Genomic DNA, 13,880 nt, shown 5'->3' on the forward strand with positions numbered 1-13,880 from the left:
CCCTGCCGCAGGAGCGCGCCGTGAAAAAGCTGGAAATGAAAGATCTGACCGAGGCCGAAAAAGCCGAGATAGCCTTGTTATTGCAAAAGGCACAAGCCAATGCAGACCACCAGCTGACCAACGGAGAGCGGAACAAGATCCGCGAAGAGGGTCGCCTGAAAATTGTGGCCGACCGCGCCGAAGCGGCCAAGGCAGCCTCCAAGCTGGCTCGCGAGAAAGCCAAAGAGCGCGCCAAGAACCAGGTACTGCCGGAAACCTTCAGCTGGATTGATTCGGTCAGCAACAAGTTTCGCAGCAAGCGCTGATCCCCTCTTGCAAAACGCCCGCTGGCACTTGTGCCTGCGGGCGTTTGTATGTCTGGGCAATGCTCGATGGGCCAGATTTGGCGCCGCCATTGATTTGCAGCCCAGAAGCTAATCGCAGCAGCAAAGAAGTGATTTACATTGTGAGTTAGAGAGAACGCCAACTGACAATCCCCGGTCTATCGCCACCTTTTTCATTTTTTCTCATATTTTTTGCCAGAACTGGCTACATAGTCAGGACAAAAAAGCCGAATCTGACTTGCCACAGGGTGATATGAGTCTGCACTGATTTTTCTATGCCGTTGAAATGCATCATATTTACTATAAAAAATGATATTTTTGGCTGTTACAAAACATTAATATCGAGATAAAGTTTGCTTTAAAAATGAGAGCGTGTTTTAATCTTTCTCGATGGTTCGGCAGTTCAGACCTGATTATGTTAGGCAGTCATTTTAGTAAAGCAGTGATTAGCATAAGCGTTATCCTCGGATAATTCTTATCAAATAATTCTCCTTCTTTAGTGCTCCCCATACGTATTGCTGACGAAAAATCAAAAATTGCCATTTAGGTGGCATTCAACACTATTTAAGGAAATTATTATGTCTAACAAAATGACTGGTACCGTTAAGTTCTTCAACGCTGAGAAAGGTTTTGGTTTCATCTCCCCGGCTGACGGCAGCAAAGACGTGTTCGTACACTTCTCCGCTATCCAGTCCACCAGCTTCAAAACCCTGGACGAAGGTCAGCGCGTTGAGTTCACCATCGAGCAAGGCCAGAAAGGCCCGGCTGCTGCCAACGTAGTTGGTCTGTAATTCAAGCCGGAGCATGCTGCTGATGGCTCATGCCAACTGCTGACAGCTCTGCAAGAATTAAAAAAACCCGCTTAGGCGGGTTTTTTGTTTTTCCCCGCTTTTTCCTCACTGATCTCCACTCCCCCGACCACTTGATCCCTCCCTTACACACTCTCACCGCTTGAGCCTTAGAATGAGCTCCGAATGGACTCAAAATGTAAAATAGTGACGAAAAAGTCAGGTTATCCGCTGTATTTGCCGCGAATTCTTGCTATTTTGCGCGCCACCAACGCAAACGATTTCCTTCACACTTTCAGGATTAGTTATGGCAAAGCAAGATATGGCCGCCCAAACAGGGACAGGCGGCTTTCTGGACTCTTATTTTTCCATTTCTGCGCGCGGCAGCAGCGTGCGTCAGGAGCTGGTCGCGGGGCTGACCACCTTCCTGGCGATGGTCTACAGCATCATAGTGGTGCCGAACATGCTGGGTGCCGCCGGCTTTGAGCAGGGCCCGGTGTTTGTGGCCACCTGTTTGATCGCCGCCTTCGGCTCCCTGCTGATGGGGCTGTGGGCCAAGCTGCCAATGGCTATCGGTTGCGCCATCTCCCTCACCGCCTTTACCGCATTCAGTCTGGTACTGGGTCAGGGACTGAGTATTCCGGTCGCGCTGGGCGCGATCTTCCTGATGGGTGTGCTGTTCACCCTGATCAGCGTCACCGGCGTGCGCCAGTGGATCCTGGACAACCTCCCCTCCGGCATCGCCCACGGTACCGGCATCGGTATCGGTCTGTTCCTGCTGCTGATCGCCACCAACGGTGTTGGCATGGTGATCAAGAACGAAGGGGCCGGTCTGCCGGTACAGCTCGGTGAAGTGACCGCCTTCCCGGTCATCATGACGGTGCTGGGTCTGGCTGCCATCTTCGGTCTGGAGCGTCGCAAGGTGCCGGGCGGCATCCTGATGGTGATTATCGCCATCTCCATCCTCGGTCTTATCTTCGACCCGAAAGTGACCTGGCAGGGCTTCTTCGCCATGCCGAGCCTGACTGGTGAGAAAGGCTCGCTGGTTGGCAGCATGGATCTGCTGGGCGCCCTCAATCCGGTGGTCATTCCGACCGTACTGGCGCTGGTGATGACCGCCGTGTTTGACGCCACCGGTACCATCCGTGCCGTGGCCGGACAGGCGGGTCTCATCAACGAACGTGGCCACATCATCAGCGGCGGCAAGGCCCTGACTGCCGACTCCGTCAGCAGCATGGTGGCAGGCGCCGTTGGCGGTGCTCCGGCTGCCGTCTACATCGAATCCGCCGCAGGCACCGCGGCCGGTGGCAAGACCGGCCTGACCGCCGCGCTGGTCGGCGTGCTGTTCCTGCTGATGATCTTCCTCTCCCCGCTCAGCTATCTGGTACCGGCTTACGCCACCGCACCGGCGCTGATGTATGTCGGTCTGCTGATGCTGGGCAACGTCACCAAGCTGGACTTCAGCGACTCGGTTGATGCCCTCTCCGGCATGCTGTGCGCCGTCTTTATCGTGCTCACCTGCAACATCGTCACCGGCATCATGCTGGGCTTCGTGGCGCTGGTCGTTGGCCGCATCTTCGCTGCCGAGTGGAAGAAGCTCAATGTCGGCACCGTCATCATCGCCGTGGCGCTGGTGGTCTTCTACGCCGGTGGCTGGGCCATCTAACCCGTCCGCATATTCCGGTTGTAGCGAAGGGCCCTGCGGGGCCCTTTTTCATGGCTGTGAGTCAGCTAACAGTTTCCCGCCCGCCAGCCCTGCGCCGTTTCAGATTGAAACACCGAGCCCCCTTCTGCTGTTTCAAATCCGAACCAAATCACCCGTCATTTTTATCCCTTTTTCTGTCGTTAGACTGGCTCCATCAACCATTTGCCCACCCGTGCGGTGGCAAGCCAAGGAGTGAGCCATGAAGAAACTGATCAATGCCGTCGATGCTGTGGTCCGTGAACAACTGATGGGGATGGCAGCCGCCCACCCCGAGCTCAAGGTACGTATCGAACCCCACTACATCACCCGCGCCGACTCCCCCGTGATGGGTAAGGTGGCGCTGGTCTCCGGCGGTGGCAGCGGCCACGAGCCGATGCACGGCGGTCTGGTGGGCAAAGGGATGCTGGATGGCGCCTGCCCCGGCGAGATCTTTACCTCTCCGACCCCGGATCAGATGTACGAGTGCGGTCAGGCCGTTGATGGCGGCGCGGGCGTGCTGTTTCTGGTGAAGAACTACACCGGTGACGTGCTCAACTTCGAGACCGCGGTCGAGCTCCTGCACGGCGACGGCGTAAAAGTGGGCTTCGCCCTGATCGATGACGACGTGGCGGTCAAAGACAGCCTCTACACCGCCGGTCGCCGTGGGGTTGCCACGACCGTGCTGTGCGAGAAGCTGGTCGGTGCCGCAGCCGAGGCGGGCTATGACCTTGCCCGCTGCGAGGCGCTGGCCCGCCGCATCAACAACCAGAGCCGCACCATAGGCGTGGCCATGCATGCCTGCACCGTGCCGGCCGCTGGCAAGCCCTCCTTCACTCTGGCGGACAACGAGATGGAGTTCGGCGTCGGTATCCACGGCGAACCGGGCATCGAACGTCGCCCCTTCACCGACCTCAATACCCTGGTGGACGACATGTTCAGCGAGCTGGCGGACAACACTCCCTACGGCCGTACCCTGCGCCACTGGGATCGCACCAGCGGCAGCTGGCAGGAAGAGCACACCTTTATTGAACCACTCAACAAGGGCGATCGGGTTATCGCGCTGGTTAACAGCCTCGGCGGCACCCCCATCTCCGAGCTCTATGGCGTCTATGGTCGCCTTGCCACCCTGTGCGAGGAGGCGGGCATCCATCTGGTGCGCAACCTGATTGGCCCCTACTGCACCTCGCTCGACATGACCGGCATCTCCATCACATTGCTCAAGGTGGATGATGAACTGATGACCCTGTGGGATGCCCCCGTTCACACCCCCGCCCTGCGTCGCGGCTGCTAAGGAGAACCCATGTTAAGCAAGCATCACATCGTCAACTGGCTGCTCGACTGCGAGCATATCTTCACCGAGCAGCGTGACTACCTCACCGCGCTGGATACCGACATCGGCGACGGCGACCACGGCCTCAACATGCAGCGCGGCTTCGCCAAGGTGGCCGAGAAGCTGCCAGCAGTGGCGGACAAGGATATCGGGCAGGTACTGAAAACCACCGGCATGACCCTGCTCTCCTCGGTCGGCGGTGCCAGCGGCCCGCTCTACGGCACCTTCTTCATCCGGGCGGCGGCCAGCAGTGACGCCTGCCAGAGCCTGAGCCTCAGTCAGCTGTGCAAAATGCTGAGCGACGGGGTCGAGGGGATCGTCTCCCGCGGCCGTGCCGAGCCGGGCGACAAGACCATGTGCGACGCCTGGTGGCCGGCACTGGCCGCCCTGCAACAGGCGCAGCAGCAAGAGCTGCCGCTCAACGAAGCACTGGATAAAGCGGTGGCAGCCGCCGCGGCCGGTACCGAGGCGACCATCCAGATGCAGGCCCGCAAGGGGCGCGCCAGCTATCTTGGCGAGCGCAGCATCGGCCATCAGGATGCTGGGGCCACCTCGACCCTGCTGCTGCTGACCGCCCTGCGTGACAGAGCGAGGTTGTGACATGATCGGAATCGTAGTTGTCTCTCACAGCGCCATGCTGGCGGCCGGTTTGAAAGCGCTGGCCGACCAGCTCGGCAGCCCGGCCCGATTGCTGCTGGCGGCCGGGGTCGATGACCCCGACCACCCCATCGGTACCGATGCCATCGCGGTGATGAGTGCGATTGAAGAAGCGGACGACGGCAGCGGCGTGCTGGTGCTGATGGACTTGGGCAGCGCCCTGCTCAGCGCCGAGACCGCCCTCGAACTGCTGCCCCCGGAGCTGAGCGCGAGGGTGCGACTCTGCCCCGCCCCGCTGGTCGAGGGTACCCTGGCCGCCATGGTGGCGGCCGGTTCCGGCCTGACGCTGGATGAGGTGGCCGCCGAGGCGATCGGCGCGCTGGGCCCGAAACAGGCGATGCTGCCTGCCAGCGCGGCGCAGGCCGCCACCGAGACAGCCCCCGTTGTCGACGACGGCTGGCTGCGCTGCGAGGTGGTGGTGGATAACCCCCACGGCCTGCATGTGCGCCCCGCCGCCCGACTGGTGGCCGCCCTCAAGCCCTTTGCCGCCGAACTCAAGCTGCAAAAGGGGGATAAAGAGGCCAATCCCCGCAGCCTGACCCGGCTCGCCATGCTCAACGTGCGTCAGGGCGATGCGCTCACCCTGCTGGCGCGCGGCGAGGATGCCACCGCAGCATTGACCTGCTTCCAGCAGCTGGCCGACGAGCGTTTCGGCGACTGACGCCGCACGCCACTGTTTCAAGGGCTGCACTCGCTCGCTGAGCCTGTGCAGCTTCATTCAAGACGAAGGAGTCCCCGGCACAGCCGCCCCTTCGCCCCGATTCTTAATTCATAAAGAGAGAGGGATAAAATATGGACCGCATTATCATCAGCCCCAGCAAATACGTGCAAGGCAACGGGGCCCTCGCCAATATCGGCAACTACGTCAAGGCGCTCGGCAGCAAGCCGCTTATTCTGGCCGACGCCTTCGTCACCAAGCTGGTGGGCGATACCGTAGCCACCAGCTTCCACGGCGCCGGTATCAAGCCGGAGTTCGACTGCTTCAACGGCGAGTGCTCCCGCCCCGAGATCGACCGCCTGCTGGCCCGCTGCCAGCAGACCCCGTTTGACGTCATCATCGGCATCGGCGGCGGCAAAACGCTGGATACCGCCAAGTCGGTCGCCTTCTACCAGAAGGTGCCGGTGGTCATAGTACCCACCATCGCCTCCACCGATGCCCCCACCAGCGCGCTGGCGGTCATCTACACCCCGGAGGGGCAGTTCAGCGAATACCTGATGATCCCGACCAACCCCAACATGGTCATCATGGATACCGGCGTGGTCTCCCGCGCCCCGGTACGGCTGTTGGTCTCCGGCATGGGTGATGCGCTCTCCACCTACTTCGAGGCGCGGGCCAACAAGGTGTCAGGTTGCCAGACCATGGCCGGTGGCGCCTCCACCCTGGCGGCGCAGGCCATTGCCGAGCTCTGCTACAAGACTCTGCTGGCCGATGGTTACAAGGCCAAGCTGGCGGTAGAGCAGGGGCTATGCACCAAGGCGGTGGAGAATATCATCGAGGCCAACACCTACCTGAGCGGAATCGGCTTCGAGAGCAGCGGACTGGCCGCCGCTCACGCCATCCACAACGGTCTGACCCAGCTGGCCGAGTGTCACCACCTCTATCACGGTGAAAAAGTGGCGTTCGGTACGTTGGTGCAGCTGGTGCTGGAGAACGCGCCGATGGCGGAGATCGAAACCGTTCTGGGTTTCTGCCGCTCGGTGGGCCTGCCGACCAACCTGCATATGATGGGGGTCAAGGAGCTGGATATGACGCGCCTGATGGAGGTAGCCAAAGCCTCCACTGCCGAGGGCGAGACCATCCACAATATGCCGTTCAAGGTCACCGCCGAGGATGTGCTGGCGGCCATCGTCACCGCCCACCAGCTGGGGCTGTAACCACACCACGACTGACCTAGCCATTTAACACGGCCCCGCATCTGCGGGGCCGTTTCGTTTTCTACGGGCCAGTTGGCGACGGCTCACCGTCAACCGTGATAGTCAGCGGGATCGATCTCGAGCAGCTTGAGCCGTCGCCACAGGGTGGTGCGGCTGATACCAAGATGCTGGGCCATCTGGCTCACCTGCCCCTTGCAGGCGTGAGCGCAGCGCAAGATGGCTTGCCGCTCCAGCTCCGCCAGCGTGAGCAGCGGTTGTCCCACCACCTCGTCCGCCACCCGCTGATAACCGTGCCGAATGGCGGCAGGCAGCGCCTCGGGCGGGATCAGCCCCTGACCGGCGTGGAGCAGCGCATGCTCCACCGCACTGCGCAGCTCCCCCAGATTGCCGGGCCAGGGATAGGCCAGCAGACAATCGAGGGCCGCCGGACTGAACTGGCGTACCGGCTCGCGCCCCTGCGCCGCCAACTGCTGGCTGATAAGGCCCGGCAGATCGGCCGCGCGCTCCCGCAGCCCCGGCAGCCACAGCTCGCACGCCTGCAAGGCATAGAGCAGCTGGCGGCCAAACAGCCCCTCCTGCACCAGCTGCTCCAGCGGGGCGCTGCTGGTGGCGATGATCCGCACCTTGAGCGGCAGAATGCGGGCCGAATCGAAGCGCTGGATGCGGCCGGTCTTGAGCAGTTGCAGCAGCGCCGCCTGCATGGGGGCAGAGAGGCACTCCACCTGCTCCAGCACCAGGGTGCCGCCGTGGGCCAGCTCGAACTTGCCCGCCCGCTCCTGCCCCGCCTCGTCGGAGCCCATCAGCTCCAGCGCCATCCGCTCGCTCGGCAGCGCCTTGCAGTTGAGGGTAATAAGCGGCCCGGCGGCCCGCTCGCTGCCAAAGTGGATCGCCTCCGCCAGCTGGGCCTTGCCCACCTCCTCCTCGCCGCGCAGCAGGATCGGCCCCTGACTCTGGGCCGCCTGCCGGGCGTAGCGCAGCAACTTGCGCATGGCGCTCGACTCCGCCACCAGCGCCGACAGCTCGGGCACCGTCTGGCGCAGCTGATGAATGGCCCGCAGCCGATCGACCGGGTGCAGCAGGGCGATAAAGCTGACCCCCTCCGGCCCTGGCAGCGGCTTGAGGCTCACCAGCGCATTGATAAACTCCCCCTCCTGCGCGCCGAGCCGCTCCAGCGTTACCTCCACATGGCTCAGTGGCGTCTGCCCCTTGATGGCCAACTGCAACCGCTGGGGCAACAGCAGGTGCTGCTCCAGCGGTTGGCCGAGACAGAGCGCCGGATCGAGCCGCAGCCGGTGGGCCGCCAGCGCATTGAGGTAGCGCAAGCGCCCCTGAGGGTCCCAGGCCAGCACACCGTCATCCATGCCATCGAGCAGGGCATAAAGTTCGCTCAGGTGGTGCTGGGACTCCTGCATCAGGGTCTCCATCTGCAGCAGATGGGCCAGCTCGCGCCCGGCGCTGACGGTGAGCGCCAGATCGCCGGCGCTCGCCTCCTCCACCTTGCAGATCAACGCGATGATGGCGACCTGACGGCCATTGCTGTTGTAGACCGGGCTGGCACAGCTGTGCCACGGGTGGAGGGTCTGATTGAAGTGTTGAGCACCGCTGACGCAGAGCGGCACGCCCTCCAGCGCGGCCAGATTGATGGCATTGGTGCCGATACGCCCCTCGCTGAAAAAGGCGCCGGGGCCAAACCCCAGCGCCGCCAGCTCGCGCAGGGTGGCGGGGTGGCCGGTCCGGGCCAGCAGGCAGCCGCTCTCGTCGGTGAGCAGCAGGGCGCAGGGGCGCCCCTCCATAAATTCGTAGAGATCTTCGAGGGCCATCTCGCCGGTGGTGAGCAGATCCCGTTTGCGCTGGCGCAGGCTCTGCAAGGTCTGCCCCTTGGCGCTGTGGGGTGGATGCCAGAGGGTGGCACTGGTCTGGTGGGCGCAGCGCAGCCAGGAGGCCTGCAGATAGTCAGGCCAAGCGAGCAGCGGCTGAAGGTCAGATGGCATGGTCACAACAATATCCGGCAAGATGTGAGCCGACCATTTAACCACGCCAGCGCCCCCGATTCAGTGACCTGCCTCAGAGGGTGGCAACGTTTAAAGACACCAGGTTGCCGCTAAGCGGCACGTACAGTCCTGACTGCCCGCAGCACGCTCTGGCGCCCCTGCCAGTAACCCTGCAGATAGCCGGACTCCAGCTTGATCGGATCCTGGGTAAAACGGGAGACCATGAAATCGGTCGGTGGCGCGATCACCTCGATGTCGCAATCGGCAGGGGGATTGGCGATGAAATCGAGCGCCCGGTTGTAGGCGCGATCCCGCTCCAGCATAGCTTGCGCCAGTGCAGGCTGGGTTTTCAGCAAGGCTTTGACCATCCAGCAGAAACGGGCCGGCTTCTTGCGATAGCCCCGGGGTTCCGACAGCACCACTGTCATCCGCCGTGCACCGCGCCGATAGGCCTCGATCACCGGAATGGAGTCGCTGATGCCGCCATCGGCCATGGGGCGACCATCGACACAGGGGGTATCATGCTGCACCACCGGCAGGGCGCAGGTGGCGGTCAGCACCTCATCCATGTTGTCGGGCCGCACCGGCAGATAGATGGCCTTGCCGCTCGCCACATCGGTCGCCACCGCATAGAAGGGAATGTCGCGGGCGCAGAAAGTCTCGAGATCGAGCGGGAAGCGATGGCGACTGGCTTGCCACAGCCAGCCGATGTCCACCAGATCGCCCCCTTTGACAAAGCGCAGGGGATCGAGAAACCGGGAGCTGCAAGCCAGCTCGGTGATGATGTGGTGGCTGCGGCGCGGCTGCTCGCTCAGATAAGAGACCAGATTGGTGGCACCGGCCGAGACGCCCATGACGAAATCGAACGGGTAGTGGTGACTTTCGACAAACGCATCGAGCACGCCGCTGGCAAAGATGCCGCGCATCGCGCCCCCTTCGACAATCAGGGCGCAAGAGTGGGGATTAAACATAACAAGGCTCCGTCAGCTGTAATACCTGCCGGGATCGATCCCGGCCCAGTGATGGACGCCTTCATGCAGAACATCAAGACGCCGCAGCAGGACGATTCAGGCTCACTCGCGCAAGCCAGAAGCGGACAGGAGCAAACCTGAACCGTGAAGCGACCCCCAGTATATGCAGCGCAACAACCATCAAAAAATGAATTTAAATAATAAAAAACATGCCTTTTTGGCATGGTTTAGCACATCAGCAGAGACGGCCCTTTATCCGCTAACAACACCATCAGGTTCAAGGCAGCCCGGGCCCGAACGTCCCGTCAACGGGGTTGTAGTGGTAGGCCCTATAATCAAAGTCCACCTTATCAAGGCGCGGATTGGCCAACTCGAACAACAGGCGTCTGGGGAGCTGCGCCTGCTCGAGGGAAGGTTTGAAGTGGCACAGCCAGAGCTGTTGCAGCGAGCCATCCCGCCACGCCAGCTTGAGGCCGACCGAGAGGCGGCGGATGGCGGCCTGATTATCCTTGTGGGTGTAGAAGAGATGGAGGAAGGGATAGTGCAGCGCCACTCGCCGATCCACGGTGAGGCCGGGCAGATCACTGTGCTGCTCCTGCTCGATAAAGAGCTCGTTGGCACCGCGGCAGAAGAGATCGATGCGGCCACGGGCCACCAGCTTGAACAGCCGCTCGTAACCGTCGACCTCCTGCACCTTGAATCCCCCATGACGCAGGATCTCCGCATCCTGCCAGCCACGCCCCTGCCCGTGCAGAAATTGCTGCAGCTCGGTCAGGGTATTGACCCTTGCCACTGCGTCGGCCTGCTGCGGACTGACAAAACAGATGCGATAACCGAGGATGCCCAGCTCCACCGGAAAACGGACGTAATCCAGCGCTCCGCTCTCTGCGGCCGGACGCAGACTGTCGGCCACAAACAGATTGGGGTATTGCTGAGTCTGCACAATCTGTCGCATCCGGATACGGTTCATCGGCGGCGCGGTTCGCAGCTCGTAGTCACCGAAGCTGTCGCGGGTCTTCTCCAGCGCCAGCTGCAACAGATCGCGAAAATAGAGGGTACGCAAGTCCCGATCGCTCTCGGGGCTGATATGAGTGATGACGTCGCTCGCCCGTAGGGGAGTGGCAAGGAGGGAAATACTGCACAACAGCAAGCAGGAAGCGAGGCGATGAAAGGTCATACTGCTCATCCCGGGAATACACGCTCACTAGAGTGTAGCGCCGGGACGAGCAGCCTTCTAAAGGGAAGCCAGGCCTACCAGAACAGCTGGCCCAGCAGGGGGGCCAGCAGCACGGTCACCATGCCGGCAATCATCATCACCATGCTGGAGACCACTCCCTCCTCATTACCCATCTGATAAGCCCTAGCAGTTCCAGCGCCGTGGGCCGAGGCGCCAAACCCCGCCCCCTTGCCGAGACGGCTGCGAATGGCCAGCACGGTGAGCACGCTCTCCCCCACCGCCATGCCGATGACGCCGGTCAGCACCACAAACAGCGCCGTGAGATCGCTCTGACCGCCGATGGCGCGGGTCGCCTCCACCGCAAACGGCGTGGTGATGGAGCGCATCGCCAGACTGCGCTGCAGCATGTCGGAGAGATCGAGCCAACGGGCCAGCAGCACGGTACTCCCCACCGCCATGATGACCGAGGCGACCACCCCCACCGACAGCGACAGCCAGTGGCGACGAATGAGCTGGCGGTTCTCGTAGACCGGCACCGCGAAGGCGACGGTCGCCGGGCCCAGCAGCCAGAGCAGCCAGTGGGATTCCGCCATGTAGTCCTGATAGGGGATGTGGAACAGCAGCACCACGGCCACCAGTAGGGTCGGCGCCAGCAGCAGCGGCATCAGCGGCAGGATGCGCTTTTTGCCGTAGAGCCATTTGCTGGCGTAGTAGAAGAGCAGGGTAAGAGCGAAGCAGATCAGCCCGAGCAGGGTATCAGACATGACGGCGACTCCGGCGGGCCAGTTTCAGTTCGAGGCGGTAAACCCGATCCACCACCAGCGCCGTGGTGCCGAGTACCAGGGTGGTGCTCACCAGCAGCACCACCATGATGCGCCACCCCTCCTGCAACAGCAGATCCTGATAGTTGACCACCGCCACCACGGCGGGGACGAAGAAGAGCAGCATCTCCGCCAGCAGCCAGCGGGCACCCGCCTCAAACCACTGCGCCTTGACCACCCCGAGCAGGATGCAGGCCAGCAGCAACAGCATGCCGGTAAGGTTGGCGGGCAGCGGCAGATGGAGGGTACGCACCGCGGTATCGGCCAGCAGCCAGATGGCTGCCAGCAACACAATCTGGAAGGGAGTCTGTAACCAGCGCAAGCAGAGGGCTTTCATGATCATCGTCTTTCTGTGAACCGGCTCACAGTATAGAGTTGAGCAAAACCTGCCAGAAATGAATTAAAATTATCGAATTCATGCCACATAGGCATACTTCATCCCGTACCCGCCAACACGAGTCGAGAGAGTCCATGGATATTCGCGCCCTGCGCTATTTTGTCGAACTGGTACGGGAAAAAAGCTTCACCCGCGCCTCTGAAAAGCTGTTCGTCACCCAGCCCACCATCAGCAAGATGATCCGCAATATCGAGGAGGAGCTGGGCCAACCCCTGCTCAACCGGGAAGGGCGCCGCTTCACCCTGACCGACAGCGGCCAGGTGCTGTTCAACCGTGCCCAGACCATCTTGGCTGAGATGCAGCAGCTGGAGGCCGAACTGGCGGATCTGCAGAGCCTGCAACATGGTCGCCTCACCCTCGGCATTCCCCCCATGGTGGGTCACGTCTATGCGGATCTGATCCGCGCCTACCGCACCCGCTATCCCAAGGTGGAGCTGACCCTGGTGGAGTACGGCGGCCGTCGCATCGAACAGGCGGTGCTGGAGGGGGAGCTGGATCTCGCCATCACCATGCTGCCGACCAAAGAGGGGGGCGCCCTCAGCGCGCTGGAGCTGGATCAATACCCGATCCGGGTAGTGCTGCCTGATCAACCCCGCTGGCATGGCGAGACGCCGCTGCGGCTGGAGTCCCTGCAGGAGGAGCCCTTCCTGCTCTATACCCAGGCGTTTACCCTGAGCGAGCGGTTGGAGCAGGCATGTCAGGAGGCGGGCTTTGTGCCTCAGGTGGCGGCGCGCAGCAGCCAGTGGGATTTTCTCACCGCCATGGTACGCAGCGGCATGGGGGTCGCCTTCTTGCCGGAGCCGGTCTGCCACCGGCTGACCCCGGATGGTCTGGTGCTGCGGCCGCTGGAGCCCGAATTGAGCTGGCGACTCGGGGTGATCTGGCCGAGCGAGCGCTATCTCTCCCGCACCGCCGAGGCCTGGTTGGCCCTCTGCCGCCAGCGGCAGGCACCTCAGTAATCGCCGAAGCGATCGGTCTGCGGATTGTAGAAGTAGGGGCGGAAATCGAAGCTGATCCCGTCGAGGAAGGGGTTATCCAGTCGCAGCAGTCGGCGCTGGGAGAGCTTGGCAAAAGCGATGGCCGGGCCAAAGCTCTTGCGCCACAGCGCCTGTAGCGAGCCATCCTGCCACGCCAGCTGCAACCCCCGCTCGACCCGCTGCAGCGCCTCGCGATTGTTGGGATTGGTGTAGAAAACCCGGGGCAGCGGGTAGTAGATCAACAATGCATCATCCACCAGCAGGTCCGTCATCTCCTTGTGGGTCAGCTGCTCGCTGCGCAGCTCGCTCACCCCGCGGCAGAAGAGATCGAAGCGGCCCCGCGCCACCATTTTGAACAGCTTTTCGTACCCCTCCACTTCCACCACCTCCATCCCGGCGTAACGCAGGATATCCACATCCAGCCACCCCTTGCCCTGACCGAAGGTGAACTGGCGCAGCCCCTTGAGGTCGGTCACTTTGCTCACCGCCCCCTTTTGCTGCGGGCTGACAAAACAGATGCGGTAGCTGACGATCCCCAGATGGATGGGAAAACGGACATAGGCGAGCCCCAGATCCTCGCGGGTGCTGCTGTAGCTGTCCATTACAAAGAGGTTGGGATAGTTGTCGAGCTGCATGCTGACCCGCTCGCGCGCCTTGGTCATGGGCGGCGCAGGCTCCAACAGATAGTCGCCAAACTGGTCGCGGGTCTTGTCGAGGGCGAGCCGCAGCAGCTCCCGATCATAAGTGGTGCGCGGGTCCCGCTCGCTCTCCGGGCTGATATAGGTAAACCGGGTGGCCGCCTGTCCGGTCAGCGACAACATGCAGAGCAGAGCGGCAGCCAGCAGATGCAGGGGTGACATAAACCGCGCCTTGGCTGAAGGGGTTCTTT

Annotated in this window: 14 protein-coding genes; 8 read left to right on the top strand and 6 right to left on the bottom strand. The window is 62.0% G+C overall.

Annotated features, from left to right (window positions below; translation table 11 throughout):
* Window positions 1-20: 20 nt before the first annotated feature.
* The 7 genes from yjbD (at window position 21) to I6L44_RS14295 (ending at window position 6,657) form a co-directional block, all read left to right on the top strand.
* The gene (gene yjbD / locus I6L44_RS14265) at window positions 21-305 is read left to right on the top strand and encodes a DUF3811 domain-containing protein (protein WP_005340165.1); all 285 of its coding nucleotides are present in this window, start codon (window positions 21-23) and stop codon (window positions 303-305) included.
* A 596-nt stretch (window positions 306-901) separates the two neighbouring features.
* Complete coding sequence (cspA, locus tag I6L44_RS14270) at window positions 902-1,114, top strand: RNA chaperone/antiterminator CspA (RefSeq protein ID WP_005316548.1); 213 nt, start codon at window positions 902-904, stop codon at window positions 1,112-1,114.
* A 304-nt stretch (window positions 1,115-1,418) separates the two neighbouring features.
* On the top strand, window positions 1,419-2,777 hold the full coding sequence (locus I6L44_RS14275; protein ID WP_005356503.1) for an NCS2 family permease: 1,359 nt from the start codon (window positions 1,419-1,421) through the stop codon (window positions 2,775-2,777).
* 238 nt (window positions 2,778-3,015) lie between these two features.
* Entirely contained in the window at window positions 3,016-4,086 is a 1,071-nt protein-coding gene (gene dhaK, locus I6L44_RS14280) for a dihydroxyacetone kinase subunit DhaK (RefSeq protein WP_064341830.1), read from the top strand.
* Window positions 4,087-4,095: 9 nt separating this feature from the next.
* Window positions 4,096-4,725 carry a dihydroxyacetone kinase subunit DhaL gene (gene dhaL, locus I6L44_RS14285; protein ID WP_021231630.1) on the top strand — a complete coding sequence of 210 codons (630 nt, stop codon included), beginning with the start codon at window positions 4,096-4,098 and terminating at the stop codon, window positions 4,723-4,725.
* Window position 4,726: 1 nt separating this feature from the next.
* Window positions 4,727-5,443, top strand: coding sequence for a dihydroxyacetone kinase phosphoryl donor subunit DhaM (dhaM, locus tag I6L44_RS14290; protein WP_216952176.1), 717 nt, complete (start codon window positions 4,727-4,729; stop codon window positions 5,441-5,443).
* Window positions 5,444-5,574: 131 nt separating this feature from the next.
* Window positions 5,575-6,657 carry a glycerol dehydrogenase gene (locus tag I6L44_RS14295; protein ID WP_216952177.1) on the top strand — a complete coding sequence of 361 codons (1,083 nt, stop codon included), beginning with the start codon at window positions 5,575-5,577 and terminating at the stop codon, window positions 6,655-6,657.
* An 89-nt stretch (window positions 6,658-6,746) separates the two neighbouring features.
* On the opposite strand, the gene dhaR is transcribed toward I6L44_RS14295, so the two are convergent.
* From dhaR to I6L44_RS14320, 5 genes are all read right to left on the bottom strand, one after another.
* A complete protein-coding gene (dhaR, locus tag I6L44_RS14300) occupies window positions 6,747-8,648 on the bottom strand; it encodes a dihydroxyacetone kinase operon transcriptional regulator DhaR (protein ID WP_216952178.1) in 1,902 nt (633 codons plus the stop codon).
* Window positions 8,649-8,758: 110 nt separating this feature from the next.
* The gene (locus tag I6L44_RS14305; RefSeq protein ID WP_216952179.1) at window positions 8,759-9,619 is read right to left on the bottom strand and encodes a patatin family protein; all 861 of its coding nucleotides are present in this window, start codon (window positions 9,617-9,619) and stop codon (window positions 8,759-8,761) included.
* 277 nt (window positions 9,620-9,896) lie between these two features.
* Window positions 9,897-10,796 carry a hypothetical protein gene (locus tag I6L44_RS14310; protein ID WP_216952180.1) on the bottom strand — a complete coding sequence of 300 codons (900 nt, stop codon included), beginning with the start codon at window positions 10,794-10,796 and terminating at the stop codon, window positions 9,897-9,899.
* A gap of 74 nt (window positions 10,797-10,870) precedes the next feature.
* A complete protein-coding gene (locus I6L44_RS14315; protein WP_042081343.1) occupies window positions 10,871-11,560 on the bottom strand; it encodes an LrgB family protein in 690 nt (229 codons plus the stop codon).
* Complete coding sequence (locus I6L44_RS14320) at window positions 11,553-11,954, bottom strand: CidA/LrgA family protein (protein ID WP_088868378.1); 402 nt, start codon at window positions 11,952-11,954, stop codon at window positions 11,553-11,555. Before I6L44_RS14320 ends, I6L44_RS14315 begins: the two co-directional genes overlap by 8 nt.
* A 134-nt stretch (window positions 11,955-12,088) precedes the next feature.
* Between I6L44_RS14320 and I6L44_RS14325 the strand changes: the two genes are divergently transcribed.
* On the top strand, window positions 12,089-12,973 hold the full coding sequence (locus I6L44_RS14325) for a LysR family transcriptional regulator (RefSeq protein ID WP_216952181.1): 885 nt from the start codon (window positions 12,089-12,091) through the stop codon (window positions 12,971-12,973).
* Here I6L44_RS14325 and I6L44_RS14330 read toward each other — a convergent pair.
* On the bottom strand, window positions 12,967-13,851 hold the full coding sequence (locus I6L44_RS14330; RefSeq protein WP_216952182.1) for a transporter substrate-binding domain-containing protein: 885 nt from the start codon (window positions 13,849-13,851) through the stop codon (window positions 12,967-12,969). The genes I6L44_RS14325 and I6L44_RS14330 overlap by 7 nt on opposite strands.
* Between the last annotated feature and the right edge of the window lie 29 nt (window positions 13,852-13,880).

It is taken from the genome of Aeromonas sp. FDAARGOS 1414, assembly GCF_019047065.1.
In the GTDB taxonomy this organism is placed as follows: domain Bacteria; phylum Pseudomonadota; class Gammaproteobacteria; order Enterobacterales; family Aeromonadaceae; genus Aeromonas; species Aeromonas veronii_A.